The following is a 24,798-nucleotide window of genomic DNA, read 5'->3' on the forward strand; positions in this document are numbered from 1 at the left end:
ATGATCCACTTCGTGCCGCGTGACAACGTCGTGCAGCACGCCGAGATCCGCCGCATGACGGTCATCGAGTACGACCCGAAGGCGAAGCAGGCCGACGAGTACCGCACCCTGGCGCGCAAGGTCATCGAAAACAAGAAGCTGGTGATCCCGACGCCGGCGACCATGGAAGAGCTCGAAGAGCTGCTGATGGAGTTCGGCATCATGGAAGTCGAGGACGAGACCATCGTCGGCAAGACGGCCGCCGAGCTGAGCGTGGGCTGAGAGCCGGCTTGATTGCCCAGTGTTTGTGAAGGGGCGGTGCGTCGCCGGAAATGGGTTGTGCCGGTGCCGGTCGGAAGCATGCTGCACGTGAGCCTTTGCGGTCCGGCGGCGTACCGTCCCTTCCTCCTTGTTCAGTCACAGTATTCGAGGGCTCGCGCCGGAGCGCGCGGCTCAAGACTTTCGGGAGGTGAATCATGGCCATGGTGATCGATGCCGACGAATGCACCGTCTGCGGTGACTGCGAGCCGGTGTGTCCGACGCAGGCCATTGCGCGCAAGCGCGGCGTCTATGTGATCGATGCCGCGGTGTGCAACGAGTGCGCCGATGCCGACGACGATCCGCGTTGCCTGGATGTCTGTCCGGTCGATTTCTGCATTCAGCCGCTGGCGGCCTGACGACGATGGCCGGCGGACTTTCACGTGATCTGGCGCTGCGCATCGGGGTGGCGGCGCGGGTGCTGCCGGGGGGCGAGGTCAGTCGTCTGATGGCCGTGCTGGTCGAGGCGCTGGGGATGCCGCTGACGGCGCAGAAGCTGCGCCGCGTCAGCGTGCGCCAGCTCGGTACCTGCGGCGAGCAGGCCTACCGCGACGCTTCGCTGCCGCAGCTGAAGCTGGCGGCCGATTACCTGTGGGGCCGCCGGCCGATCGACGTGGTGGAGCCGGCGCTGCCGGCGGTGGAGTCGCGACAGATCCTGGCGCGCTCCCTGCGCGTGGCGGTCGCCTCCAACAGCGGCGAGAAGCTCGACGGGCGTTTCACCGACTGTCGCCGTTTTCTCGTCTACCAGGTTTCCGCGCAGGAAATCCGCCTGGTCGAGCTGCGCACGCCGGCGCTCGGCGGCTCGATGGTCGAGCGGGCGGCACTGCTCGAAGACTGCCAGCTGCTGCTGGCGCTCGATCTGGGCAGCCGGGCGGCGGCGCGGGCGATGCACGCCGGCATTCATCCGCTGGCGGTGGATCGGGTGGAGCCCGCGCGCGCGGCACTGGGGCGCGTGCAGTCAGTGCTCGGCGGCATGCCGCCACCGTGGCTGGCAAAGGCGGCGGGCATGGGGGGCGAGTGGCGTGTCCGCCGGCACGGCACCTGAGCGAGAGGCGGTTCCGCGGTTGATTGGGTAGAGGCCGAAGGGGGCAGGATGGCTGACAACGCGCTTTTTATCTGGACCGAGTCGATGAACATCGGCATCCCGGTGATCGACGGACAACACCGGCTGCTGATGGAGCTGATCAATCGCCTCTACCTGTCCGTGGTGCGGCGCGAAAGTCAGACCGCCACCAGTCAGATCCTCGATGAGCTGATCGACTACACCCGTGTGCATTTCACGCTGGAAGAGCAGCTGCTGGAGGATGTCGGTTATGAATCCACCGACCTGGAGCAGCATCGCCAGGTTCACCGTCGTTTCGTCGAGCGCATCGAACAGGCAGCCGAACGCCACCTTGGCGAAGGCAAGTCGGTGTCTTTCGAGCTGATCAGCCTGCTCAAGCACTGGCTCAAGGAACACATCCTGATCACCGACCGCCGCTACGCTGATGCCTTGCGCGCCGCCGGCGTGCTGACGGCCGATGGCGTGCTGCATATCGACGGCGTCGAGATCGCCGAGACCCTGAGTGACCCGTCGGCACCGGGGCAGGCGATCGCCGCCGCCAATGACGCCGGTCGGGCATGGTGGAAGATCTGGCATTTCCCGCTGCGCAGTCGGGCGCGCTGAGCCGCCGCCCGTTCCTGCCGCGCCGCCGCGGCCCCTGATTCGCCACCCCAGCCGTCCTTCGCCTCTTGCAACTGGCCGCGAATGCCTCCGGGCATTCGCGGTTTTTTTATTGTTTTTTATTAATTTCCGCACCCGTCGGTTTTACGGCGGCTTTACCTGAATTAGCGGCGCAGTGCGCATGCCGGTACGGCTTGCACCGCGCTGAACAACGAAAAGCGCATTTCGTACCGCCGCGAACGCGGTGAATTCCAGCGCTGAAAACGCATTTGACGAATTGGTACAAAAGCCTTTGCAGACGTACATCGTTGCGCTTGCGGCGATTGTTGAATTAATGCGATTAAATAGCAACTTATTGAATACAGTGGTTTTTTAATTATTCATCGGGTTTTTTGCGGGTGTATTTAAGGGCATTGGCAAAACGTGGCACGCATTCTGCCATTAAACATTTGCCGACCGCTGTTACCGGCCTCAGTGAGAGATCCGGTTCCGGGGCGAGACGAACACGCATTTAGCCAAGGAGACACTCCCATGCCCATGGTGTTGTTGCAGTGCGATAAAGACATTCCCGAGCGCCAGAAGCACATTTATCTGAAAGCGCCGGATGAAGATACCCGGGAATACCTGCCGATCGCGAACGCCGCGACCATCCCGGGCACGCTGTCGGAGCGTGGCTGTGCCTTCTGCGGCGCCAAGCTCGTCATCGGCGGTGTGCTCAAGGACACCATCCAGATGATCCACGGCCCGCTCGGCTGCGCCTACGACACCTGGCACACCAAGCGTTACCCGACCGACAACGGCCACTTCAACATGAAGTACGTCTGGTCGACCGACATGAAGGAAAGCCATGTCGTGTTCGGTGGTGAGAAGCGCCTTGAGCAGAGCATGCACGAGGCCTTCGACGAGATGCCCGACATCAAGCGCATGATCGTCTACACCACCTGCCCGACCGCGCTGATCGGTGACGACATCAAGGCCGTCGCCAAGAAGGTGATGAAGGACCGCCCGGACGTCGACATCTTCACCGTCGAATGCCCCGGCTTCTCCGGTGTATCGCAGTCGAAGGGCCACCACGTGCTCAACATCGGCTGGATCAACGAGAAGGTGGACACGCTGGAGAAGGAAATCACCAGCGACTACACGATGAACTTCATCGGTGACTTCAACATCCAGGGCGACACCCAGCTGCTGCAGACCTACTGGGACCGCCTCGGCATCCAGGTGATCTCGCATTTCACCGGCAACGGCACCTACGACGACCTGCGCTGCATGCATCAGGCCCAGCTCAACGTCGTCAACTGCGCGCGCTCCTCGGGCTACATCGCCAATGAGCTGAAGAAGCGCTACGGCATTCCGCGCCTGGACATCGACTCCTGGGGCTTCAACTACATGGCCGAAGGCGTGCGCAAGATCTGCGCCTTCTTCGGCATCGAAGACCGCGGCGAAGCGCTGATCGCCGAGGAATATGCCAAGTGGAAGCCGAAGCTCGACTGGTACAAGGAGCGTCTGCAGGGCAAGAAGATGGCGATCTGGACCGGCGGCCCGCGCCTGTGGCACTGGACCAAGTCGGTCGAGGACGACCTCGGCATCGAAGTGGTCGCGATGTCCTCGAAGTTCGGTCATGAGGAAGACTTCGAGAAGGTCATCGCCCGCGGTCGCGAAGGCACCTACTATATCGATGACGGCAACGAGCTGGAGTTCTTCGAGATCATCGATCTGGTCAAGCCGGACGTGATCTTCACCGGCCCGCGCGTCGGCGAGCTGGTCAAGAAGCTGCACATTCCGTACATCAACGGCCACGGCTACCACAACGGTCCGTACATGGGCTTCGAGGGCTTCGTCAACCTCGCCCGTGACGTCTACAACGCCGTCTACAACCCGCTGCGCCACCTCGCCGCCGTCGACATCCGCGACCGCTCGCAGACGACGCCGGTGATCCTGCGGGGGGCTGCGTGATGAGCGCGATCGCTGACGCCCGTATCGACGACATGTTCGAGTACGTCGAAGAGCGCTGCCTGTGGCAGTTCTTCTCGCGGACCTGGGATCGCGAAGAGAACATCAACGGCGTGCTGGCACAGGCGGGAGCGCTGCTCTGCGGCAAGGACCCGGTGCGGACCACGCCGATGGACCGGCTCTACTACGCCGATGCCCTGGTGATGGTCTCGGATTTCCGCCAGCGCTTCCCCTGGGCGGCGGAGGTCGATGAAACCGAGGTCGGCCCGCTGCTCGAAGGTCTGAAGTCGCGGCTGGTCGATACCACGATCACCCGTTCGACCAATCGCGAACTCAACCATCACCTCTACTGAGTCGCCGTGACGGGGGCGGGCAGCCGCACGCCCCCGGCGGTCAAGGAGACACTCATGAGCAATTGCGACTGCGACGTGGCCGAGTTGAAGCCGGCCGAAGTCAAGCTGGTGCCGCGCGATCGCGGCGGCATCATCAACCCGATGTACGACTGCCAGCCCGCGGGTGCGCAGTACGCCGGCATCGGCGTCAAGGACTGCATCCCGCTGGTCCACGGCGGTCAGGGCTGCACGATGTTCGTCCGCCTGCTGTTCGCGCAGCACTTCAAGGAGAACTTCGACATCGCCTCGACCTCGCTGCACGAGGAGTCGGCGGTGTTCGGCGGCACCAAGCGTGTCGAAGAGGGCGTGCTGGTGCTGGCCCGTCGCTACCCCGAGCTGCGCGTGATCCCGATCATCACCACCTGCTCGACCGAAGTCATCGGTGATGACATCGAAGGCACCATCAACGTCTGCAACCGCGCGCTGGCCGCCGAGTTCCCGGATCGCAAGATCTATCTGGCGCCGGTGCACACGCCGAGCTTCAAGGGCAGTCACGTCACCGGCTACGCCGAGTGCGTGAAGTCGATGTTCAAGACCATCACCGAGGCGCACGGCAAGGGCGAAGCCACCGGCAAGCTCAACGTCTTCCCGGGCTGGGTCAATCCCGGTGACGTGATCCTGCTCAAGCGCTACTTCAAGGAGATGGGCGTCGACGCTTCGGTGTTCATGGACACCGAGGACTTCGACTCGCCGATGCTGCCGAACAAAAGCATCGAGACCCACGGCCGCACCACGGTCGAGGACATCGCCGCCAGCGCCAATGCCACGGCCTCGCTGGCCCTGGCCCGCTACGAAGGCGCGACCACCACCAAGTACCTGCAGGACACCTACGCGGTGCCCAACCACGTGGTGAACACGCCTTACGGCATCAAGAACACCGACGACATGCTGCGCAAGATCGCCGAGATCACCGGCAAGGAGATCCCGGAGTCGCTGGTCAAGGAACGCGGCATCGCCCTCGATGCGCTGGCCGACCTCGCGCACATGTTCTTCGCCAACAAGAAAGTGGCGATCTTCGGTCACCCGGATCTGGTGCTCGGCCTCGCGCAGTTCTGCATGGAAGTCGAGCTGGAGCCGGTGCTGCTGCTGATCGGCGACGACCAGGGCAGCAAGTACAAGAAGGACCCGCGCATCGCCGAGCTCAAGCAGGCGGCGCACTTCGACATGGAGATCGTGCACAACGCCGACCTCTGGGAGCTCGAAAAGCGCATCAACAACGGCCTCCAGCTGGACCTGATCATGGGTCACTCGAAGGGCCGCTACGTCGCCATCGAAGCCAACATCCCGATGGTGCGCGTCGGCTTCCCGACCTTCGACCGCGCCGGCCTCTACCGCAAGCCGAGCATCGGTTACGCCGGCGCGATGGAACTGGCCGAGATGATCGCCAACGCGATGTTCGCCCACATGGAATACACGCGAAATCGCGAGTGGATCCTCAATACGTGGTGAGCCGCGGCTGCTGAGGCCGCTTGTGCGGGTGCCCCGTCGGGGGCGAGGAGGGCACCCGCTCCTTTTCCATCCCTGGCCGCCGTGTCCGGCGCGGGTGCCCGCCGGCCGCCTTTCTCTGCGAGGTGAATGCCATGAGGCAGCGACTGGAGATGCTCGCGCACTACCGCGCCAGCTGCGGTGAGTTCTGCGTGCGGACCGAGCACCGCAACATCGAGACCAGCACGCGGCCGCGGCGCCTGAACTTCGCCGAGCCACAGCCGGCCGAGACGCGCAGCCTGCCCGGCACGCTGGTGCTGGCGCTGACCACCGCCTACACGCTGCTTGCCGACTGGCAGGAGTGCAATGACCCGCAGGTCGCCACGCTCGGCAGCTGGCAGCGTTATCTGGCCCTGCCGCGGCGCACCGCCACCGAGAAGTACATGGCCGAGGTGTTCCGCATCCTGCGGGTGTTCCGCTGTGCGGCGATCCAGCGCAACGGCCACATCGAGATTCGCGAGGACGGTCTGATCCGTGCCCGCTGTGACTACGAGCGCTGTGCGCTCAACCTGCTGACCACGCAGACCGGCCTCGAACTGCTGCTGTCCTGCGTCGCCTATTACCTCGAATCCTTCGACCAGCCGTTTCCCGAGGCCTATGTCGAGTCGATGATCGGCCAGTACTACGCCGACATCGTCGGTGAAATCCGCGCCTTCGCCGATAACGACCGCATCCTCTTCCAGTTTCGTCAGAAACGCTGGTTCAACCGCCATGTGCGCCTCGACTGCGCCAATCCGCAGCTGCGCCGCGACGGCGAGGGTGAGGGTGAGCGCTACTTCGTCGAAGCCGGCAAATACGGCGCCGATGCCGCCCGTTACCCGATCGATTTCTACATCACGCACAACGACAAGCTCTACATCGTGCCGGCCGAGGCGCTGCGCGACGGTGCCATCCGTACCGCTGAACTGCCGGTCTGGTGTGCGCGCACCGTCGACGGCCAGACGCTGCCCGATGCCTTCCGTCTGCGCTTTGCCTGCGAAAAGAACATCGTCGGCCTGCCGATGACCTGAACCGGCGGCGCACCCGTCCGCCACTGCCAGCGCCCAGCCCACCCGAGGATTCATCCCATGAGCGAGATCGGTCACCTGAAAATCGCGATCACCACCAACGACCTGCTGCAGGTCGACGCGAATTTCGCCAACGCCAAGCAGATCGTGTTCTACGACGTCACTTATGACGATGCGGTGTTCGTCGACTGCGTGCAGTTCAAGGGTGGCAAGGGCGGCGGTAAGCGCGGGCCGGGCGGCGGTGGTGGCTGCTCGATGGGCGATCCGAACGACGGCGCGGCGGTCGATCAGGTCAAGCTGCGCGTCGATGCGCTGGAGGGCTGCGCCGTGCTGTTCACCCGCGCGCTCAGCGACTTCGCCGCCGTCAACGTCAAGAACGCCGGTGTGTTCCCGGTGAAGATGGAAACCGGCCGCGAGATCACCGAGGTCATCGAGACCCTGCAGCGGATGATGAACAACCATCCGCCGCTGTGGCTGCGCAAGGCCCTCGGCTACGGCGTGCGCAACGCCGAGTTCCTGATCGAGCGCGACGAAGCCTGAGTGACTCTGCATGCGCCGGCGTACCGATAGGTACGCCGGCGACCGTGCCGCGTTCCATCCGGAACGCTCACCGGCCGCCGTGCCGGCGCGCGCGGGCGGCAAAACGCAGCACGGCCGCGCCCTGCCGCGAACTGGCCTGAATCTCGCTCTGCCGTTGCGATCCGCAGGCATCACCCCGGATCGCAAGGAGCCCCGCATGAGCCGACCGTCTTTCTCCATCCGTGCCGATGCCGTCGGGCCGGTGTCGATGCTCGCCGAGCGCCGCGGCTGCGCGCGCTGGCTGAGCGGCTGGCGCAGCGGCCTGCTGGCGATGAGCGGGGCGGGCGCACTGGGGGCCGGGGCGCTCGGCGATCTGACCGCGAGCAGTGGCAGTGTGGCCGCTGACGGCGGCACGCTGCTCGCCCTCGATCGGGTTTCGGTGCGCCGTGGCGAGCGCGAAGTGCTGCACGAGATCAGCCTGCACCTGATGCGCGGCAGCATCACCGCGCTGGTCGGTCCGTCGGGCATCGGCAAGAGCACGCTGCTGGCGACGCTCAACGGTCTGCTGCGCCCGGCCAGCGGCCGGCTGCACAGCGCCGGCATCGGCGCGCTGGATACGCCGGCGCAGCTGCTCGCGCATCGCCGGCGTACCGCCACCGTGTTTCAGGAACACGCGCTGATCGCCCGCCTGAGCGCTTTCGACAACGTGCTGCTCGGGCTGGCCGACCGCCGCCATCCACTGTCGCCGCTGCCGTGGCCGCGGCCGCTGTGCGAGCGGGCGCTGGCGGCGCTGGCGGCGGTCGGCCTGCTGGCGCGGGCACTGGTGCCGGTGGCGCAGCTCAGTGGCGGCGAGCGCCAGCGCGTCGGCATCGCCCGCGCGCTGGTGCGCGATCCCGTGCTGCTGCTCGCCGACGAGCCCTTCGCCGCGATCGATCCGGCGCTGGCCCGGCACATGGCCGGCGAGTTCCGCCGTCTGGTGCGCGAGCGGGCGCTGACCGTGGTCGTCGTACTGCATCAGATCGAGCTGGCCCGCGAACTGGCCGACCGCGTCATCGCGCTGGCCGACGGGCGCATCGCCTACGACGGCCCGCCTGCCGATTTCGATGCCGCCGCCCAGGCCCGCATCTTCCCGATGCCGTCTCCCCTCGCTGTTCCCTGCAAGGAGTAACGCCGTGTCCCGACTGCTGAAATGTCTGTGCCTGCTGCTCGCCCTGCTGCCTTTCGCCAGCGTCCACGCCGATGACGATGACACCGCCTGGCCCAAACGCCTGAAAGTCGGCCTGCTGCCGGGCGAGTCGGCACCGACGGTGATGCGCCTCAACGAGCCGCTGCGCGAGCATCTGGAAAAAACCCTCGGCATGCCGGTCGAGCTGGTGGTCGGCGCCAGCTATGCGGCGACCAGCGAAGCGCTGCGCTTCGGCCGCCTCGACATCGCCTACCTCGGCCCGGTCACCTACATCCTGCAAAGCCGCAAGGCCGCGCTCGAACCCTTCGCCCGGCCGACGCACGCCCAGGTCGGGCCGACCTTCCAGGCGGTGATCATCGTCCCGGCCGACAGCCCGGCGCACAGTCTCAGCGACCTGCGCGGCAGCGAGATCGCTTTCGGCGACCCGGCCTCGACTTCCGGCACCTGGGTGCCGCGCTACATGCTGGCCGATGCCGGTCTGGTCTCCGAGCGCGATTACACGCTGCGCGTGCTCGGCGCGCACGACGCCGTCGCCTTCGCCGTGGCCAGTCATCGCGTCACCGCCGGCGGCCTGTCCAAGCCGATCTACGAGCGTCTGCTGCGCGAGGGCAAGATCGCGGCGGACTCCGTGCGCGTGCTCGCCGATTCGCCGGCGATCCCCGAATACATGTGGACCTTCCGTGCCGGTCTGGCGCCGGAGCTGCGCGAGAAGATCCGCCAAGCCTTCGTCAGCACCAGCGATCCGGCCGCGCTCGGCGTGTTCCGCGCCGAGGCTTTCATTCCCTGTGTCGACGCCGACGTCGACCGCGTGCGCAACTGGATCGCGACCATCACCCGTGACCATCCGGACGCCGTCGCGGTGGTGAAGTGAGCGGCGAGCCGGCCATGATGGCGGCGGATCTGAGCGGCCTGCTGGCGATCGCCAGCCGCCGCGCCTGGCGCAGCCGGCTGATCGCGCTGGCGCTCGGCGCCGGCGTGCTGCTGGCCGCCGGGCTTGCCGGTGCGCTCGATGCCGAGCGCTACCGCGAGATGCTGCCGACGCTGCTGGCGCTGCTCGGTGATGCCTGGCCGCCGCAGTTCGAGCGCGCCGGGCACTGGGCCAGGCCGCTGCTCGATACGCTGACGATGAGCATCACCGGCACCGCCGGCGGCGTGCTCTGCGCCCTGCCGCTGGGGGCGCTGGCCGCCCGCGGCCTGGCGCCGGCACCGCTGCGTCACGCGGTGCTGATGCTGCTCAACGCCATCCGTTCGATCCCCAGCCTGCTGTGGGGCATCCTCTTCGTCGCCGCCGTCGGCTTCGGCCCGCTGCCCGGCGTGCTGGCGCTGGCCTGCCACTCGACCGGCATGCTCGGCAAGTTCTTCGCTGAAATCCTCGAACACGTCGACCGCGCGCCGGTCGATGCGCTGCGCAGCCAGGGCGTCAGCGTCGCCGGCGTGCTGCGCTTCGGCGTGCTGCCGCAGGTGCTGCCGCGCATGGTCGACGTCAGCGTCTACCGCTGGGAGCACAACATCCGCGCCGCCACCACGCTCGGCGTGGTCGGGGCCGGTGGCCTGGGACTGGAAATCGTCACCGCCTTCCATCTGTTCGAGTACCGCGAGGCGCTGGCGCTGATTCTGGTGCTGCTGGCGCTGGTCACCGTCGTCAACCTGGTCGGCGCCGGTGTGCGCCGCCGCTTCCTCGATTCCACCAACAACAGCTGAAGGAGCATTTCGATGAGTGTCGAATCCGCGAAAGCCTATATCGAGCGCATGCGCAGCGACGAAGCCTTCCGGCATATGGTCAACGATGGCTCTGAGGACGAAGCCGCGAGCTGGGCATTGCTGCGCGAGCACGGCTTCGACTTCACGATGCAGGAGTTCCGCGAAGCCCAGGACCTGATCTACGCGGAGTACGGCATCACCCCGATGTAAGCCCGGCGTTCGCTCCATCCGCAGACACCGGCCGCGGCGCTTGCCCGGCCGGTGTTTTCGTCTGGCGGCGGCGCGGGCCGGGACGTCACGGCGACCGCCCGGCGCCATGGCTCAGGCGGCCGGGCTGCCCTCGGCCAGGGTGGCTTCGAGCGCATCGGCGGCTTCGACGATGGCCTGCCAGTTCAGGCGGGCTTCGTCGTCGGCGGGCGTGGTGCGTTCGATCCAGGCGCGGGCGGTGGCCAGCGAGCTGCGGGCGTCGTCCTCGGCCTTGGCCAGCAGCGTGGCGCTGCCGAGCTTGCGGGCACCGCTCAGGCGCCGGGTCGCGTTGATGATGCCGCGGGTTTTCATGGACAGGGTCCTCGTGGCGGAAGGGAGTCGGCTCACGGCGCGGGCCGTGACGGCCGGGGAGGGGGAATGCCAGCGCCGTGCCGGATTGCCATTCGGGCCGCCGGGCGCCGGTTTTGCGGCGTCGGCGGCGGGCCGGCCGGTTCGTCGCGGTACGCCGGCGGCCACAAGTGTTCCGCACGGAACAGTTGCCGGCGCCTGCCCGGCCGCCGCCGGCCTGCTGCAGCGCGTCAGCGCGGGCTCGTTGCGGCCTTGGCCCGAATCTCGCTGTAGCCCGGATGAGCCGGCGCATCTGTGCCCTGGCTGAAAGGAGGCACCGTGACTCGATCCCATCCGCAGGCCGCGCCCGGCGCCCGCCACGGCAGCACGCTGCCGGTGGCTGAGCGGCTCGGCGAACTCGATTTGCTCGGCCGCATGCCGATTCCGCTGCGCCGTGCCTTCAAGGCCGGCATCGACCAGACCGTCGCCGCGGCCCGGGCCGCCGAGGGGTACACGCTCGACTGCTGCTGCCTCGGCGGCGGCGAGTGGTACAGCCCGTTCGATACGCTGGCGACGACGCGCGATCCCGGGCAGCTGCCGGGCATGCTGGTGTCGACGATCTACCACGACATCCTCGCGCCGAGTCTGCTCGAACACTACGCGCCGGCCACCGATGCGCCACCGCCACCGGCGATGCATCCGGCCTGCGTCGAGGCCGGTCTCGCCGATCCGCTCGGCGTGTTCCAGGTGTTCTCGGCGATTCCCTTCGTCTGGCTGGTCGATCACAAGCGCCTCAAGGGGCGGCCGGCACCGCGGGTGTGGCGCGATCTGCTCGACCCGTGCTGGCACAACGAGATCGTCTTCGGCGGCTGGCGGCCGAATCCGCGGGTGCCGTACCAGGACTACAACGGCTACCTGCTGCTCGCGCTGCAGCGCGAATTCGGCCATGACGGCCTGAGCGCCTTTGCCGCCAACGTCCGCCACCTGCAGCACAACGTGCGCACCGCCACCCAGGCCGGTTCCAACAGTCGTGACGTCGGCGCCATCGCCGTGCTGCCCTGGCTGCAGGCCGAACTGTGCCCGCGGCGCGAGCGCACCGCCGTGCTCTGGCCGCAGGACGGCGCGCTGGTGATGCCGATCGGCTACATGCTGCAGGCCGCACAGCGCCGGCGCCTGGCGCCGCTGGTCGATTACCTCAGCGGCAGCGCACTCGGCGAAGTGCTGGCGCGCAACTGCTATCCGCCGGTCAACGCCGCCGTCGCCGGAGCCTTCCCGGCCGGGGCGCGGCTGAAGTGGCCGGGCTGGGACTACTTCCGCAGCCACGACGTCGCCGCCGAACAGCGCGCCGCGGCCGATTTCTTCTTCGCAGCCAGCAACGCCAGGGAGGCGGTAAGCGCATGCAACTGATCACGGTGGCCGGTTCGCCGTCTGTCGGCAAAACCTCGGTGATCCTGCGGGTGGCCGAACTGCTGCGGCAGTCCGGGCTGAAGGTCGGCGTCGCCAAGTTCGACGCGCTGTCGACCGTCGACGACGAGCTCTATGCGCAGAAGGGCATTCCGGTGGCAGTCGGCCTGGCCGGTTCGCTGTGCCCGGATCATTACTTCGTTTCCAACGTCGAGGACTGTCTGGCCTGGGGCGAGCGCCAGGGCTTCGACCTGCTGATCAGCGAGAGCGCCGGGCTGTGCAACCGCTGCTCGCCGCACATCGACGGCGTGCTGGCGATCTGCGTGGTCGATGCGCTGGCCGGCGTGCACACGCCGAAAAAGATCGGGCCGATGCTGCGCCTCGCCGATCTGGTGGTGATCACCAAGGGCGACATCGTCTCGCAGGTCGAGCGCGAGGTGTTCGCCTTCCACGTGCGCTTGGCCAATCCCGGCGCGCAGGCGCTGTTCTGCAACGGCATCACCGGTCAGGGTGCCACCGACATCGTCCAGCACATCCGCGCCGCGGCACCGACGCCGAGCCTCGACGGCAGCCGGCTGCGCTTTTCGATGCCGGCGGCGGTGTGCCCGTACTGCGTCGGCGAGACCGCGATCGGTGAAACGCACCAGCGTGGCAACGTCAAGAAGATGCGCTTCGCCGATCTGGAGGCCGCACGATGAGCACGGCCCTGGGGACGCTGCCACTCGTCGAGGTACTCGACCGTCATCCGGCGGTCGCCGACTTCGTCAAGGTGCTCGGCCTGCCGGCGGCGCCGGCGGCGCTGACGCTGGCGCAATGGCTCGACGAGCTGCCGGACGAGGCCTTCTTCGATGTCGGCATGGAACGCGGGCAGATGCTCGACCACCTGCAGCGGCTGGTCGAGGAAGTGCGGGCGATGGAAAGCAGCGCCGATGCGCGCATCGACAGCCTGACGCTGATCGGCGGCCACGATAAGCAGGGGCGCATGGAACTGGTCGAGCTGACCTTCCGTGCCGGCGACATCGTCTGCATCGTCGGCCCGACCGGCTCGGGCAAGAGCCGCCTGCTCGGCGACATCGAATGCCTGGCGCAGGGCGACACGCCGACCGGGCGGCGGGTGCTGATCAACGGCCGCGAGCCGACGCAGGCACGCCGCTACGCGCCGGACCGCAAGATGGTGGCGCAGCTGTCGCAGAACATGAACTTCGTCGTCGATCTCTCGGTGCGCGAGTTCATCACCATGCACGCCCGCTGCCGCATGGTGGTCGAGCCGGCGGGCATGGCCGAGACCGTCATCGCCTGCGCCAACGCGCTGACCGGCGAGAAGTTCGCCCCCGAAGTCTCGGTGACGCAGCTCTCCGGCGGGCAGACGCGGGCGCTGATGATCGCCGACGCCGCGCTGCTGTCGGCCTCGCCGGTGGTGCTGATCGACGAAATCGAAAACGCCGGCGTCGATCGCAAGCGGGCGCTGGAACTGCTGGCCGGCGGCGAGAAGATCGTGCTGATCTCCACTCACGATCCGCTGCTGGCGCTGCGCGGCGCCCGGCGCATCGTCATCCGCAACGGCGGCATCTCCGAGGTCATCAGCACCAGTGAGCGCGAGCGCGCCAACCTGCAACGCATTGAACAAATCGATGCGATGCTGATGGGCATTCGCGACCGCCTGCGCGGCGGGCTGCGCATCGAGGAGGAGCTGGAGTGGCCGAATTGAGCCCTGCCGACGACCCGGCGCTGACGCTGCTGCTGACGCGCCGTTCCTGTCATGCGCTGGTGGCGCCGGCGCCGGACGATGCCGAACTGGAGCTGATCCTGCGCGCGGCGCTGCGCGCGCCGGACTTTCAGCACCTGCGCCCGTTCCGCTTCCTCGCCGCCCGCGACGAGGGCCTGCAGCGGCTCGGCGCGGCGCTGCACCGCGCGGCAGTGCGCGGCGAGCGGCCGCAGGCCGAGATCGAGCGCGCACCGCGCATGCCGCTGCGCGCGCCGCTGGTCATCGTCGTCATCGCCAGTCCGCAGCCGAGCGACATCGTGCCGGTGTTCGATCAGGAACTGTGCGCCGCCAGCTGCGTGCTGATGATGCAGCTCGCCGCCTGCGCGCTCGGCTACGGCGGCGTCTGGCGTTCCGGCTGGCCGATGCATACGCCGGCGACGGCGCGCGAACTCGGTCTGGCGGCCGACGAGCGCATCGTCGGTTTTCTCTACCTGGGCACGCCGCGCCAGCCGTTGCCGCCGCCGGCCGCGGAAGACCCCGCGGCCTTCCTGAGCTGGATCTAGCCGATGGACGGCCTGCGCTGTGGCATCGAGTTCGAATACCTGCTGGTCGATCGCGAAGGACCGCAGGCCGGGCGCATCCGCGACTTCCGCTCGCTGGACTTTGCGGCGCTGTCGGCGGTGCTCGCCGACAAGCCCGGCTGCGCCGATCCGAGCCTGGCCACCGGCGACATGGGTATCCGCCGCGGCTACTGGTATCTGGAGGGTGACGAGCGCTTCGCCGCCGACGGCGCGTTCGCGACGCTGGCGGTCAAGGGCGTGGAGATCCGCACGCCGCCGCAGCCGAGCGTCGCGGCGGCGATCGACAGCCTGCTGACGATCGAGCGCCAGCTCAGCGCGCGGCTGCTGGCGCACGGGCTCGGTCTGGCGGTGGCCGGTTTCAATCCGTGGCTGGCGCTGTACGAGCCGCAGCCGCCGTTCAATGCCTTCGAGCGTGCGCTGCGCGCCAGCGATCACGAATACGACGGCACCGAGGTTTCGACGCTGAGCTACGGCCCGGACATCAACCTGTCGCTGGCCGGCTGGGACAGCCCGCGCTGTCTCGACGTCGCCCGCAAGCTCAATCACTACGCGCCGTTCATCGTGCCGTTCAGCTTCAGCTCGCCACTGCAGGCCGGCTGCCACTGGCTCGGTCTGTCCTACCGCACCTGGGTGCGCTGCCGCTGCCGGCCGGCGGTGAAGTTCTTCGTCGCCGCCGAGGAGGAGGCCGCGTGGAGCCAACGCTCGACGCTGGCACGACCGGCGCGGCTGGCGGCCGAGGTCGGCCGCATCGAGTTCAAGGCCTTCGACGCCCTGCTGTCGATGGAGCTGCTCGACGCCTGCTGCCAGCTGCTGCTCGGCCTGTGCCTCGACACCACACTGCCGGCGCGCAGCGAAAGCAGCAACGTCTCGCTGTACCAGCGTGCCGCGCTCGATGGCTTCGAGGATGAAGACATCTGCGCCGGTGCCACGGCGGTGCTGAATGCCGCCCGCGCGGCCTTGCAGCAGCACGGTGAGGACGTCGCCGCGCTGGCGCCGCTGTTTGCGCTGCTGGCCGCCCGGCGCACGCCGGCGCATGCGCTGCGCGATACCGCCGCCCGCGGCGCGCCGCCGTACCGCAGCGGCGGACTCGGCGAAGCCGGGCCGGCGCACGCCTACCGCTAGCCGCCGGCGGCGCGCTCCGGCGCCGCCCTGATATGCGCCGGCTGATAAGGGTTATCCAGCCGGCCCGGCAGCGCCATCGGCATACTCGTCTGCCAGGCACCGCTGGCGGTGCCGCCGCTTGCGCCGCTTTCAGGAGAACCGCCGATGGGCCGTCTGACCACCCATGTCCTCGATACCGCGCACGGTTGCCCCGGCGCCGGTATTTTGATCGAACTCTACGCACTCGATCCGCAACGCGCGCGGCTGGCGCGGCTGACGACCAATGCCGACGGCCGCACCGACGCGCCGCTGCTGGCCGACGCCGAGCTGCGCTGCGGTCGCTACGAGCTGGTGTTCCAGGCCGGGGCGTACTTCGCGGCGCGCGGGCTGGCGCTGGCCGAGCCAGCTTTCGTCGATGAGGTGGTGCTGCGTTTCGGCATCAGCGACGTGCACGCGCATTACCACGTGCCGCTGCTGGTTTCGCCGTACAGCTACTCGACCTACCGCGGCAGCTAGGGGGCGACGATGGAAGGCTATATCGTCGAATGGCTGAACCTGCTGCTGCGCTGGTTTCACGTGATCGTCGCCATCGCCTGGATCGGCGAGTCGTTTCACTTCGTCGCGGTCGACAACAGCCTGACGCCGCCGGCGGACGAGGACTCCCGGCGCCAGGGCGTCGGCGGTGAGTACTGGTGCGTGCACGGCGGCGGTTTTTACCAGTTTCGCAAGTTCAAGATCGCGCCGAAGGCGCTGCCGGGAGCGCTGCACTGGTCGTTCATCCCGTCCTACAGCACCGCGCTGTCGGGGCTGACGCTGATCGCCGTGCTCTATTACTGGGGCGCCGACAGCTACCTGATCGACCGCAACGTGCTCGACATCCCCGGCTGGGCCGGCGTGCTGATCGGCATCGGTTTTCTCGCCGGCGGCTGGCTGGTCTACGACTTCCTGTGCAGATCGCCGCTCGGCCGCGACGATCGCCTGCTCGGCATCGCCGTCGCCGCCTACTGTGCCGTCGCCGCCTTCGCGCTGTGCCACGTGTTCAGCGGCCGCGGTGCTTTCCTGCACTTTGGCGGCATGCTGGCGCTGATCATGTCGGCGAACGTGTTCTTCGTGATCATTCCCGGCCAGAAAAAGATGGTCGCGCAGCAGCTCGCCGGACGCACGCCGGACCCGGCGCCGGGCCTGCGCGGCAAGCAACGCAGCGTGCACAACACCTATTTCACGCTGCCGGTGCTGTTCGCGATGCTGAGCAACCACTACGCCTTTCTCTACGGCGCCGAGTGGAACTGGCTGGTGCTGCTGGCCATCGCCGTGGCCGGCGCGCTGATCCGCCACTTCTTCGTCATGCGCCATCGCGGTCAGCGTCAGTGGTGGGCGATCGCCGTCGGCCTCGCGCTGCTCGCCGGCGTGTTCGCCGCCCTGCAGCCGCCGCCGCCGAAGCAGATCGCCGGCGTCAGCAGCGCCGAGCTGTTCGCCCGTGCCGAGCGCGTCGTCAATGCCCGCTGCGTGCAGTGCCACGCCGCCAGGCCCTCGGCACAGTTCGGTTTTCCGGCGCCGCCGAAGGGCATCGCGCTGGATACGCCGGCGCTGCTGCGTGCCAATGCGCAGGGCGTTTACCAGCAGGCGGTGGTCGCCAAGGCGATGCCGCTCGGCAATCTGACGGCGATCACCGATGAGGAGCGCCATCAGCTCGCGCAATGGTTCGAGGCCGGCGCGCCGATGAACTGAAGCCGCGCCGGCATCCGGGTTTCGGGGATCTCTGGCGGGGTCCGTGATAGTGCCGCCGCCGTCGCGGGGAGACGGCGGCGGTTTTTTCGTGGCACTGTCGCCGAGTCGCCGGCGGGCGCTACCCGTTGCCCGCCGGCTCTGTCAAAGTTACCGGTTTCCCCCGACCCGGATCGTCCGGCCGTAACGATGAAGACCCCGAAAAGAATCCAGCCCCTGATTGACGACGGCCTCGTCGATGAGGTCATCCGGCCGCTCAAAAGCGGCAAGGAAGCCGCGGTGTACGTGGTGCGCTGCGGCACCGAGATCCGTTGCGCCAAGGTTTACAAGGAACCCGACAAGCGCAGTTTTCGCCAGAGCGTGCTCTATCAGGAAGGGCGCAAGGTCCGCAACACGCGCCAGGCGCGGGCGATGGCGAAGGGCAGCCGCTACGGGCGCCAGGAGCAGGAGACGGCGTGGCTCAACGCCGAGGTCGACGCGCTGTACCGCCTGGCCGCGGCTGGCGTGCGCGTACCGCAGCCGTATGGTTTTTATGACGGTGTGCTGCTGATGGAGCTGGTCGCCGATGCCGAGGGCAGTGCCGCGCCGCGGCTCGGCGACGTCGTGCTGAGTCCCGATCATGCCCGCACGCACCACGCCACGCTGATCCGCCAGATCGTGCGCATGCTCTGCGCCGGTCTGGTCCACGGCGATCTGTCCGAATACAACGTGCTGCTCGCCGCCGACGGGCCGGTGATCATCGATCTGCCGCAGGCGGTCGACGCCGCCGGCAACAACAATGCCCGCTTCATGCTCGAACGCGACGTGGCCAATATGGCCGCCTGCCTCGGCCGCTTTGCGCCGGAGCTGCTGGATACCGACTACAGCCGCGAGATGTGGACGCTCTACGAAGCCGGTGAACTGCTGCCGCACAGCGAGCTGAGCGGCGTCTTCGTGCTGGAGACGGCGCCTGCGGATGTCGGCGACGTGCTCGCCGTCATCGACGCCGCGCGCGAGGAGCACGCCGCCCGCCAGCGCGGTCGCACCGAGGCGGCGCAGCCGGACGACGAGTTCTGAGGGCTCACGCCGGCCGTCGCGGCGCGTGTTCCGCACCCGGTCTCAGGATGCGGCAATCGCGCCGCGGATGCCCTCGATCAGCATCTGCACGCCGATCACCGCGAGGATCAGCCCCATCAGCCGGCTGACGACCTTGATCGCGTTGCGGCCGAGGAAGCGGATCAGCGAGTCGCTGCCGAGAAAGGCGATCAGGCACAGCATGCAGACCAGCGCCAGCGCGGCGAGCACGCGGATGGTGGCCGGCAGCGTGGCCTCGGCGGCGAAATTCATCGCCGTGGCCAGGGTGCCGGGGCCGGCGAGCAGCGGCAGCGCCAGCGGCGTGATCCAGATGTCGACGGCGGCGTTGCGGCTCTGCTCGTTGTCCTCGCTGCTGGGGTGGCGCACGCTCGATGCCTGCCCCTGCAGCATGTGATAGCCGACCAGGCCGACCAGCAGGCCGCCGGCGATGCGAAACGCCGGCAGCGTGATGCCGAAGGCGGCAAAGATCTCGCGGCCGAGCAGCGCAAACGCGGCGGCGATGACGAAGGCGAGCAGCACCGCCCGCCAGGCGACCTGACGGCGCGTGGCCGGGTCGAGCTCATCGGTCAGGCCGACGAACATCGGCGCGTTGGCGATCGGATTCATGATCGCGAAGAAGGCCATGAACACGGTCGTGAAGTGGATGGTGGCGTTTTCCATGCTCTGATCTCTGGATGCGGTGCGGATTTCAATGCCCCTGCGCCGTGACCCGCCAGACGCTGTTGCCGACGTCATCGGCGACCAGCAGCGCGCCGCGGGCGTCGATGGCGACGCCGACCGGGCGGCCGTAGGCGACGTCACCGTGGCGGAAGCCGCCGAGCACGTCCAGTGGCATGCCGGCGGGGCGGCCGTCGCGGAAGGGCACGAAAATCACCTTGTAGCCGCTCGGCGGTTCGCGGTTCCACGAGCCGTGCTGGCCGACGAAGGCTCCCTCGCGATAGGCGTCCGGCAGCAGCGGCCCGCCGGTGGCGAAGGCCAGACCGAGCGAGGCGGTGTGGGCGCCGAGCGCGTAATCCGGGACGATCGCCCGGGCGACCAGATCCGGGCGCGGCGGCTCGACGCGGCTGTCGACGTGCTGGCCGTAGTAGCTGTACGGCCAGCCGTAGAAGCCGCCGTCGCGCACCGAGGTCAGGTAATCCGGCACCAGATCGCTGCCGAGCAGATCGCGCTCGTTGACCGTGGTCCACAGCACGCCGCTGTGCGGCTCCCAGGCCAGGCCGTTGGGATTGCGCAGGCCCGAGGCGAACACCCGCGTGCGGCCGCTGGCACGGTCGATGGCGAGGATCGCCGCGCGCTGTGTTTCGGCTTCGAGGCCGTTCTCGCCGACGTTGCTGTTCGAGCCGACGCTGACGTAGAGCGTGCGCCCGTCGCGGCTGGCCAGCACGTTCTTGGTCCAGTGGTGATTGCGTGCCCCGGCCGGCAGTTCGGCGAGACGCTCGCCGGGCGCGTCGATGTGCGTCTGCCCGTCGCGGTAGGGAAAGCGCAGCAGCGCGTCGGTGTCGGCGACGTAGAAGTCGTTGTCGACCAGCGCCATGCCGAAGGGCGAATGCAGGCCGGCGAGGAACACTGTGCGCAGTTCCGGCCGGCCGTCGCCGTCGGCATCGCGCAGCAGCGTGATGCGCTCGGCGCTCGGCGTCGCACTGCCGGCGCGGCGCATGAACCAGCGCGTGATCAGCGCCTGCAGGCCGCCGGCGCGCTCGCGCACGGGGGCGTCGGTTTCGGCGACCAGCACGTCACCGTTGGGCAGCACGTACAGCCAGCGCGGATGCTGCAGGCCGTCGGCGAAGCGCTGCACCGCCAGCCCCGGCGCCGCGCTCGGTGTGATCCCGGCGGGCCAGCCGCTGGCGCGGGCGAGGTCGACGGTGGGCAGCAGGGTTTGCTGCGGCGGCGGCAGCTGCGGGCTCGGACCGAAGCCGGCGGATTCGGGCAGCGTGGCGACTTCGCCGCAGGCGGCGAGCAGGGCGGTGCAGGCCCACAGCGTGCGGGTGCGGAGGGTGAGGCGGGCCATGGCGGGTACCTCGCGGCGGCGCAGAGTGGCGGACGGTACCCCGCAGTCTGGCTCAGCGGGCGGGCGTTCCGCGGCGCTGACGTGCTGCGAGCGCGCGGTGGCGGCCCGTATGCCCGTGGCCGGCGGCGCCTGTCACTGCCCTGTTAACTTCCCTCCATAGACTGGATTCCGCCCGGATTTCCGTACCTTGGCGCGCTGGCCGCGGACTGCGCGGGCAGACCGCGGGTACAGCCTGCCGGCGTTGTCGGCACGGCCGGGGGCAGCGTGCCCGCCGCGCGCCGGCGATACACGGAGCCGGGCGAACCGCCGGCCGACGCCTTGCGCGCTGCGGCCGGCGTCATCCAACGAGCCGGGCATGAAGCCCGCGACCAGGAGTCTTGGTGATGTCCACGCCTGCCCCGTCGGCCTCGATGCCGACGCCCGGTTTCGCCGGTATTTCCGGTTTCAGCCTGTTCTTCGGCGTGCTGCTGTGCGCGATGACGGCGTATTTCATGTACTGGGGTCTCGGCTACACCGGCGAGAACCACACGACGCTGTTCATTCTGGCCACGCTGTTCGGCGTGTTCATGGCCTTCAACATCGGCGGCAACGACGTCGCCAATTCCTTCGGTACCAGCGTCGGTGCCGGCACGCTGACGATCAAGCAGGCGCTGCTGGTGGCGGCGGTGTTCGAGGTCAGCGGTGCGGTGATCGCCGGCGGCGAGGTGACGGCGACCATCCGCGGCGGCATCGTCGATCTCTCGCGCATGAGCGTCGAGCCGATGCAGTTCGTCTACATCATGATGTCGGCTCTGCTGGCGGCGGCGTTCTGGCTGCTGTACGCGACCAAGAAGGGCTATCCGGTGTCGACGACGCACTCGATCGTCGGCGCCATCGTCGGCAGCTCGATCACGCTCGGCGTCATCCTCAGCGGTGCCGATACCGCGTTTGCGCTGGTGCAGTGGAACAAGATCGGCGAGATCGCCGTTTCCTGGGTGCTGTCGCCGGTGCTTGGCGGCATCGTTTCCTATCTGCTGTTCGCGCAGATCAAAAAGCACGTGCTCAGCTACAACGACGACGCCGAGGCGCAGCTGCGCTCGATCCGCGAGGAAAAGCTCGCGCTCAAGCATCGCCACAAGGAAGCCTTCGAGCGCCTGAGCGAGATCCAGCAGATTTCCTATACCCAGACGATGGCGCGTGACGTGCAGGTGATGACCGACCGCGACTTCCACCCCGAGGATCTGGAGTCCGAGTACTACAAGGGCCTGCACGCGATCGAGCAGAAGCGCAGCGAGATCGCCGCGCACCGCGCGCTGGAAAACTGGGTGCCGCTGATCGCCGCACTGGGCGCGATGATCATTTCCTCGATGCTGCTGTTCAAAGGTCTCAAGCACGCCAACCTCGGCCTGAGCACGCTGCACAACTACCTGATCATGGGCATGGTCGGCGCCGGCGTGTGGATGGCGACCTTCATCTTCGCCAAGACCATGAAGAGCGAATCGCTCGGCCGCTCGACCTTCCTGATGTTCAGCTGGATGCAGGTGTTCACCGCCTCGGGCTTCGCCTTCAGCCACGGCTCGAACGACATCGCCAACGCCATCGGCCCGTTCGCGGCGATCCTCGACGTGCTGCGCACCGGCGAGGTCGGCTCGCAGGCGGCGGTGCCCGGCGTGGCGATGCTGACCTTCGGTATCGCGCTGATCGTCGGCCTGTGGTTCATCGGCAAGGAAGTCATCGCCACCGTCGGCCACAACCTGACGCAGATGCATCCGGCCTCGGGCTTCTCCGCCGAGCTGTCGGCCGCCGCGGTGGTGATGCTGGCCTCGCTGATGGGCCTGCCGGTGTCGAGCACGCACATCCTCATCGGCGCCGTGCTCGGCATCGGGCTGGTCAATCATCAGACCAACTGGGAGCTGATGAAGCCGATCGCGCTGGCCTGGGTCATCACCCTGCCGGCCGCCGCGATCCTCAGCGCCATCACCTTCATGGGTCTGCGCGCGCTGTTCTGAGTCGCTGCTCGGCGGCGGACTGCCCACCGCCGCCGATCGCCGCCATACTCGGCGGCCCGTCCGCCGAGTGCCTGCGATGTCCGAGCTGTTCCGCGATCCGGCGCTGCCGTGCGTCGAGGCGCGCCGCGCCTGCCGCACGCGTGCCTGCTATCTGCCGCATTCGCACCCGAGCGTATCGATCGGCGTCGTCGATGCCGGCGCCAGCGTCTTCAGCAGCGGCGGCCGGCGGGTCGCGCTGGCGCCCGGTGCGCTGGTGATGGTGCCGGCCGACTGCGTGCACGCCTGCAATCCGCTGCCCGGCGGCGCCTGGAGTTACCAGATGCTGCATCTGCAGGCCGACTGGTTCGCTGCCGAGCTGGCCGCCTGCGGGGCGCCATTGCCGATGGTGGCGATGCTGAACCAGGCGCCGCAGGCGTATGCCGCCTTCTGTGCGCTGAACGCCTGCCTGTTCTCCGCCGCGAGTGTGGCCGACAAGACCGCGGCCCTGCGCGACTTCGTCGCCAGCGGCCTGTGGCGTGGCGCGCCACTGCCGGCGCGGGCCTGGCCGACGGCCGGCAACCGCCTGGAGCGGGTGCGCCGCCTGCTGCTCGATGATCCGGCGAACGCCGCCTCACTCGCCGAGCTGGCGGCGCTGGCCGGCATGAGCCGGCATCACTTCCTGCGGGCCTTCCGGGCCGAGACCGGGCTGACCCCGCATGCCTTCCGCCTCGATGCCCGCATCAACCGCGCTCGCGCCCTGCTGCGCCGCGGCGCGGCGCTCGCCGAGCTGGCGCAGGCGCTCGGTTTTGCCGATCAGGCGCACTTTCAGCGCGCCTTCAAGGCGCGCGTGGCACTGACTCCGGGGCGTTACCGCGGGCGGCGCTGAAACCGCTCAGAGGCTGTCGACGACGCCGCCGTCGACGCGCAGCGCGGCGCCGGTGGTCGCCGAGGCCTGCGGCGAGCAGGTGTAGACCACCATGTTGGCGACTTCCTCGACGCTTGCCGCGCGGCGGATGATCGAGGACGGGCGGTGGGCGACGACGAACTCGGCGGCGACTTCATCCAGCGTTTTGCCCGAGGCGCTGACTTCATCGGCGAGCATCGTCGCCAGCCCGTCGGACAGCGTCGGCCCCGGCAGCACCGAGTTCACCGTCACGCCGCTGCCGGCGACACGCTTGGCCAGGCCGCGGGCGAGTGACAGCAGCGCGGTTTTGGTGAAGCCGTAGTGGATCATGTCAGCGGGGATGTTCAGCGCCGATTCCGAGCTGATGAACACCACGCGGCCCCAGCCGCGGCCGACCATCGCCGGCAGGTAGGCGCGCGACAGGCGCACGCCGGACATGATGTTGACCTCGAAAAAGCGCTGCCACTCGCTGTCCGGCGTCTCGAAGAAATCCTGCAGGCCGTAGATGCCGAGGTTGTTGACCAGGATGTCGCAGCTCGGATAACGCGCGACCAGCTCGGCGCAGCCCTGTGCCGTGCCGAGGTCGCCGGCATGGCCTTCGACCTGCGCCTGCGGCGCCGCGGCGGCGATCCGCTCGACGGCCTGCGCGGTGCTGGCGGCGCTGCGACCGTTGACGATGACGTGCGCACCGGCGCGCGCCAGCCCTGCGGCGATGGCAAAGCCGATGCCGGCGCTGGAGCCGGTGACGATGGCGGTCTTGCCGGAAAGATCGATATGCATGGCAGAAGTCCTCGGGTGGTGAAACGGCCTGTTCCGAGCCGCTGACTGCCGGTCGCCGGCGGCGGTTCCGCATGGCGGGCGCGGTGGCATGGATGGCGGCTGTGCAGCAGCGCATGGCCGGCAATTTCCTTCAATACGCCGGCGCCGCGGCTGCCGACACTGCCGCTCCTGGGTACGAGGTGAGGAGTGGATCATGCAGTGGCAGCAGTTCCTGATGGTGGCCGGCGCGCATTTCCTGGCGCTGCTCAGCCCGGGGCCGGATTTTCTGTTGATCGTGCGCAGCGCCCTGGCCGGCGGCTGGCGCCGCGCCGGCGCGGTGTGCTGCGGGGTGGCGCTGGCCAACGCCGTGTTCATCGCGCTGGCCATCGGCGGCATTGCGCTGCTGCGCGCCGATACGCCGGCGTTTCGCTGGGTGCAGTGGGCCGGCGGCGCCTATCTGGCCTATCTCGGCGTGCGCCTGCTCGGCAGCCGCTCGCGGCTCGATGTCGACGCGCTGGGCGGCGCGGCGAGCGGCAGCGGCCTGCTCGGCGGCCTGCTCTCGGCGCTGCTCAATCCGAAGAACGCACTGTTCTACGCCAGCCTGTTCTCGCTGCTCGCCGGCAGCGCCACGCCGTTCGCCGTGCAGTGTGCCTATGGCGTGTGGATGTTCGGCGTGGTGCTGGCCTGGGACCTGGCGCTCGCCGCGCTGATCGGCCACCCGGCGATCGTCGCCCGCTGCGCTCGCCACCTGCACCAGGTCGAGCGGCTGACCGGCGGCCTGCTGCTGATGCTGGCGCTGGCGGTGTTCGCAGCGAGCGTGCCGCACTGAGGCG

Annotated in this window: 27 protein-coding genes and 1 pseudogene; 24 read left to right on the forward strand and 4 right to left on the reverse strand. The window is 68.4% G+C overall.

What is annotated here, in order from left to right; all coding sequences use genetic code 11:
- The 13 genes and pseudogenes from nifH to C7443_RS11080 all read left to right on the forward strand — a co-directional run.
- Positions 1–261 (forward strand): annotated as a pseudogene (nifH, locus tag C7443_RS11020) (nitrogenase reductase); the annotation flags it as partial.
- Between the two features lie 194 nt (positions 262–455).
- A complete protein-coding gene (locus tag C7443_RS11025) occupies positions 456–656 on the forward strand; it encodes a 4Fe-4S binding protein (RefSeq protein WP_110018673.1) in 201 nt (66 codons plus the stop codon).
- A gap of 5 nt (positions 657–661) precedes the next feature.
- Positions 662–1,342: a dinitrogenase iron-molybdenum cofactor N-terminal domain-containing protein gene (locus C7443_RS11030; RefSeq protein ID WP_110018674.1), complete on the forward strand. Its 681-nt coding sequence runs from the start codon at positions 662–664 to the stop codon at positions 1,340–1,342.
- A gap of 48 nt (positions 1,343–1,390) precedes the next feature.
- The gene (locus C7443_RS11035) at positions 1,391–1,963 is read left to right on the forward strand and encodes a bacteriohemerythrin (RefSeq protein WP_110018675.1); all 573 of its coding nucleotides are present in this window, start codon (positions 1,391–1,393) and stop codon (positions 1,961–1,963) included.
- Positions 1,964–2,491: 528 nt separating this feature from the next.
- Positions 2,492–3,916, forward strand: a complete 1,425-nt coding sequence (gene vnfD, locus C7443_RS11040; RefSeq protein ID WP_110018676.1) for a nitrogenase vanadium-iron protein, alpha chain — start codon at positions 2,492–2,494, stop codon at positions 3,914–3,916.
- Positions 3,916–4,266 (forward strand): V-containing nitrogenase subunit delta, encoded by a 351-nt coding sequence (gene vnfG, locus C7443_RS11045; protein ID WP_246004624.1) that lies wholly within the window; start codon positions 3,916–3,918, stop codon positions 4,264–4,266. The genes vnfD and vnfG overlap by 1 nt, the downstream gene beginning before the upstream one ends.
- A 54-nt stretch (positions 4,267–4,320) precedes the next feature.
- A complete protein-coding gene (gene vnfK / locus C7443_RS11050) occupies positions 4,321–5,754 on the forward strand; it encodes a V-containing nitrogenase subunit beta (RefSeq protein ID WP_110018677.1) in 1,434 nt (477 codons plus the stop codon).
- 131 nt (positions 5,755–5,885) lie between these two features.
- Positions 5,886–6,800: a hypothetical protein gene (locus C7443_RS11055; RefSeq protein WP_110018678.1), complete on the forward strand. Its 915-nt coding sequence runs from the start codon at positions 5,886–5,888 to the stop codon at positions 6,798–6,800.
- 57 nt (positions 6,801–6,857) lie between these two features.
- Positions 6,858–7,337 (forward strand): NifB/NifX family molybdenum-iron cluster-binding protein, encoded by a 480-nt coding sequence (locus C7443_RS11060; RefSeq protein WP_110018679.1) that lies wholly within the window; start codon positions 6,858–6,860, stop codon positions 7,335–7,337.
- Between the two features lie 196 nt (positions 7,338–7,533).
- Positions 7,534–8,484 carry an ATP-binding cassette domain-containing protein gene (locus tag C7443_RS11065; protein WP_246004625.1) on the forward strand — a complete coding sequence of 317 codons (951 nt, stop codon included), beginning with the start codon at positions 7,534–7,536 and terminating at the stop codon, positions 8,482–8,484.
- A 4-nt stretch (positions 8,485–8,488) separates the two neighbouring features.
- On the forward strand, positions 8,489–9,373 hold the full coding sequence (gene phnD / locus C7443_RS11070) for a phosphate/phosphite/phosphonate ABC transporter substrate-binding protein (RefSeq protein ID WP_110018680.1): 885 nt from the start codon (positions 8,489–8,491) through the stop codon (positions 9,371–9,373).
- 14 nt (positions 9,374–9,387) lie between these two features.
- Entirely contained in the window at positions 9,388–10,203 is an 816-nt protein-coding gene (gene phnE, locus C7443_RS11075; protein WP_110018681.1) for a phosphonate ABC transporter, permease protein PhnE, read from the forward strand.
- A gap of 12 nt (positions 10,204–10,215) precedes the next feature.
- A complete protein-coding gene (locus tag C7443_RS11080; RefSeq protein ID WP_110018682.1) occupies positions 10,216–10,413 on the forward strand; it encodes a Nif11-like leader peptide family natural product precursor in 198 nt (65 codons plus the stop codon).
- A 111-nt stretch (positions 10,414–10,524) separates the two neighbouring features.
- On the opposite strand, the gene C7443_RS11085 is transcribed toward C7443_RS11080, so the two are convergent.
- Positions 10,525–10,761, reverse strand: coding sequence for a hypothetical protein (locus C7443_RS11085; protein WP_110018683.1), 237 nt, complete (start codon positions 10,759–10,761; stop codon positions 10,525–10,527).
- A 315-nt stretch (positions 10,762–11,076) separates the two neighbouring features.
- On the opposite strand from C7443_RS11085, the gene C7443_RS11090 reads away from it, so the two are divergent.
- The 8 genes from C7443_RS11090 to C7443_RS11125 all read left to right on the forward strand — a co-directional run bounded on the left by C7443_RS11090 (position 11,077) and on the right by C7443_RS11125 (position 18,309).
- Positions 11,077–12,144, forward strand: coding sequence for an ABC transporter substrate-binding protein (locus tag C7443_RS11090; protein WP_246004626.1), 1,068 nt, complete (start codon positions 11,077–11,079; stop codon positions 12,142–12,144).
- Positions 12,135–12,839 (forward strand): GTP-binding protein, encoded by a 705-nt coding sequence (locus C7443_RS11095; RefSeq protein ID WP_110018684.1) that lies wholly within the window; start codon positions 12,135–12,137, stop codon positions 12,837–12,839. Before C7443_RS11090 ends, C7443_RS11095 begins: the two co-directional genes overlap by 10 nt.
- Positions 12,836–13,849 (forward strand): ATP-binding cassette domain-containing protein, encoded by a 1,014-nt coding sequence (locus tag C7443_RS11100; protein ID WP_110018685.1) that lies wholly within the window; start codon positions 12,836–12,838, stop codon positions 13,847–13,849. Before C7443_RS11095 ends, C7443_RS11100 begins: the two co-directional genes overlap by 4 nt.
- On the forward strand, positions 13,837–14,409 hold the full coding sequence (locus C7443_RS11105) for a nitroreductase family protein (protein WP_246004627.1): 573 nt from the start codon (positions 13,837–13,839) through the stop codon (positions 14,407–14,409). Before C7443_RS11100 ends, C7443_RS11105 begins: the two co-directional genes overlap by 13 nt.
- A 3-nt stretch (positions 14,410–14,412) precedes the next feature.
- Positions 14,413–15,549 (forward strand): glutamate-cysteine ligase family protein, encoded by a 1,137-nt coding sequence (locus C7443_RS11110; RefSeq protein ID WP_110018686.1) that lies wholly within the window; start codon positions 14,413–14,415, stop codon positions 15,547–15,549.
- Positions 15,550–15,693: 144 nt separating this feature from the next.
- Positions 15,694–16,044, forward strand: a complete 351-nt coding sequence (gene uraH, locus C7443_RS11115) for a hydroxyisourate hydrolase (protein WP_110018687.1) — start codon at positions 15,694–15,696, stop codon at positions 16,042–16,044.
- A 9-nt stretch (positions 16,045–16,053) separates the two neighbouring features.
- Complete coding sequence (locus C7443_RS11120; protein ID WP_110018688.1) at positions 16,054–17,256, forward strand: urate hydroxylase PuuD; 1,203 nt, start codon at positions 16,054–16,056, stop codon at positions 17,254–17,256.
- Positions 17,257–17,442: 186 nt separating this feature from the next.
- Positions 17,443–18,309 carry a PA4780 family RIO1-like protein kinase gene (locus C7443_RS11125; protein ID WP_110018689.1) on the forward strand — a complete coding sequence of 289 codons (867 nt, stop codon included), beginning with the start codon at positions 17,443–17,445 and terminating at the stop codon, positions 18,307–18,309.
- Between the two features lie 42 nt (positions 18,310–18,351).
- On the opposite strand, the gene C7443_RS11130 is transcribed toward C7443_RS11125, so the two are convergent.
- Positions 18,352–18,987: a MarC family protein gene (locus C7443_RS11130; protein ID WP_110018690.1), complete on the reverse strand. Its 636-nt coding sequence runs from the start codon at positions 18,985–18,987 to the stop codon at positions 18,352–18,354.
- A 28-nt stretch (positions 18,988–19,015) separates the two neighbouring features.
- Positions 19,016–20,335 (reverse strand): PQQ-dependent sugar dehydrogenase, encoded by a 1,320-nt coding sequence (locus C7443_RS11135; protein WP_110018691.1) that lies wholly within the window; start codon positions 20,333–20,335, stop codon positions 19,016–19,018.
- A gap of 383 nt (positions 20,336–20,718) precedes the next feature.
- Between C7443_RS11135 and C7443_RS11140 the strand changes: the two genes are divergently transcribed.
- Positions 20,719–22,323 carry an inorganic phosphate transporter gene (locus C7443_RS11140; protein WP_110018692.1) on the forward strand — a complete coding sequence of 535 codons (1,605 nt, stop codon included), beginning with the start codon at positions 20,719–20,721 and terminating at the stop codon, positions 22,321–22,323.
- Positions 22,324–22,399: 76 nt separating this feature from the next.
- The gene (locus tag C7443_RS11145; protein ID WP_110018693.1) at positions 22,400–23,188 is read left to right on the forward strand and encodes an AraC family transcriptional regulator; all 789 of its coding nucleotides are present in this window, start codon (positions 22,400–22,402) and stop codon (positions 23,186–23,188) included.
- A 6-nt stretch (positions 23,189–23,194) separates the two neighbouring features.
- On the opposite strand, the gene C7443_RS11150 is transcribed toward C7443_RS11145, so the two are convergent.
- On the reverse strand, positions 23,195–23,986 hold the full coding sequence (locus C7443_RS11150) for an SDR family NAD(P)-dependent oxidoreductase (RefSeq protein ID WP_110018694.1): 792 nt from the start codon (positions 23,984–23,986) through the stop codon (positions 23,195–23,197).
- A gap of 193 nt (positions 23,987–24,179) precedes the next feature.
- Here C7443_RS11150 and C7443_RS11155 point away from each other — a divergent pair, with 193 nt between their 5' ends.
- Positions 24,180–24,794 (forward strand): LysE family translocator, encoded by a 615-nt coding sequence (locus C7443_RS11155; protein ID WP_246004628.1) that lies wholly within the window; start codon positions 24,180–24,182, stop codon positions 24,792–24,794.
- Positions 24,795–24,798 lie beyond the last annotated feature (4 nt).

The organism is Plasticicumulans acidivorans, from assembly GCF_003182095.1.
GTDB classification, from domain to species: Bacteria; Pseudomonadota; Gammaproteobacteria; order Competibacterales; family Competibacteraceae; genus Plasticicumulans; species Plasticicumulans acidivorans.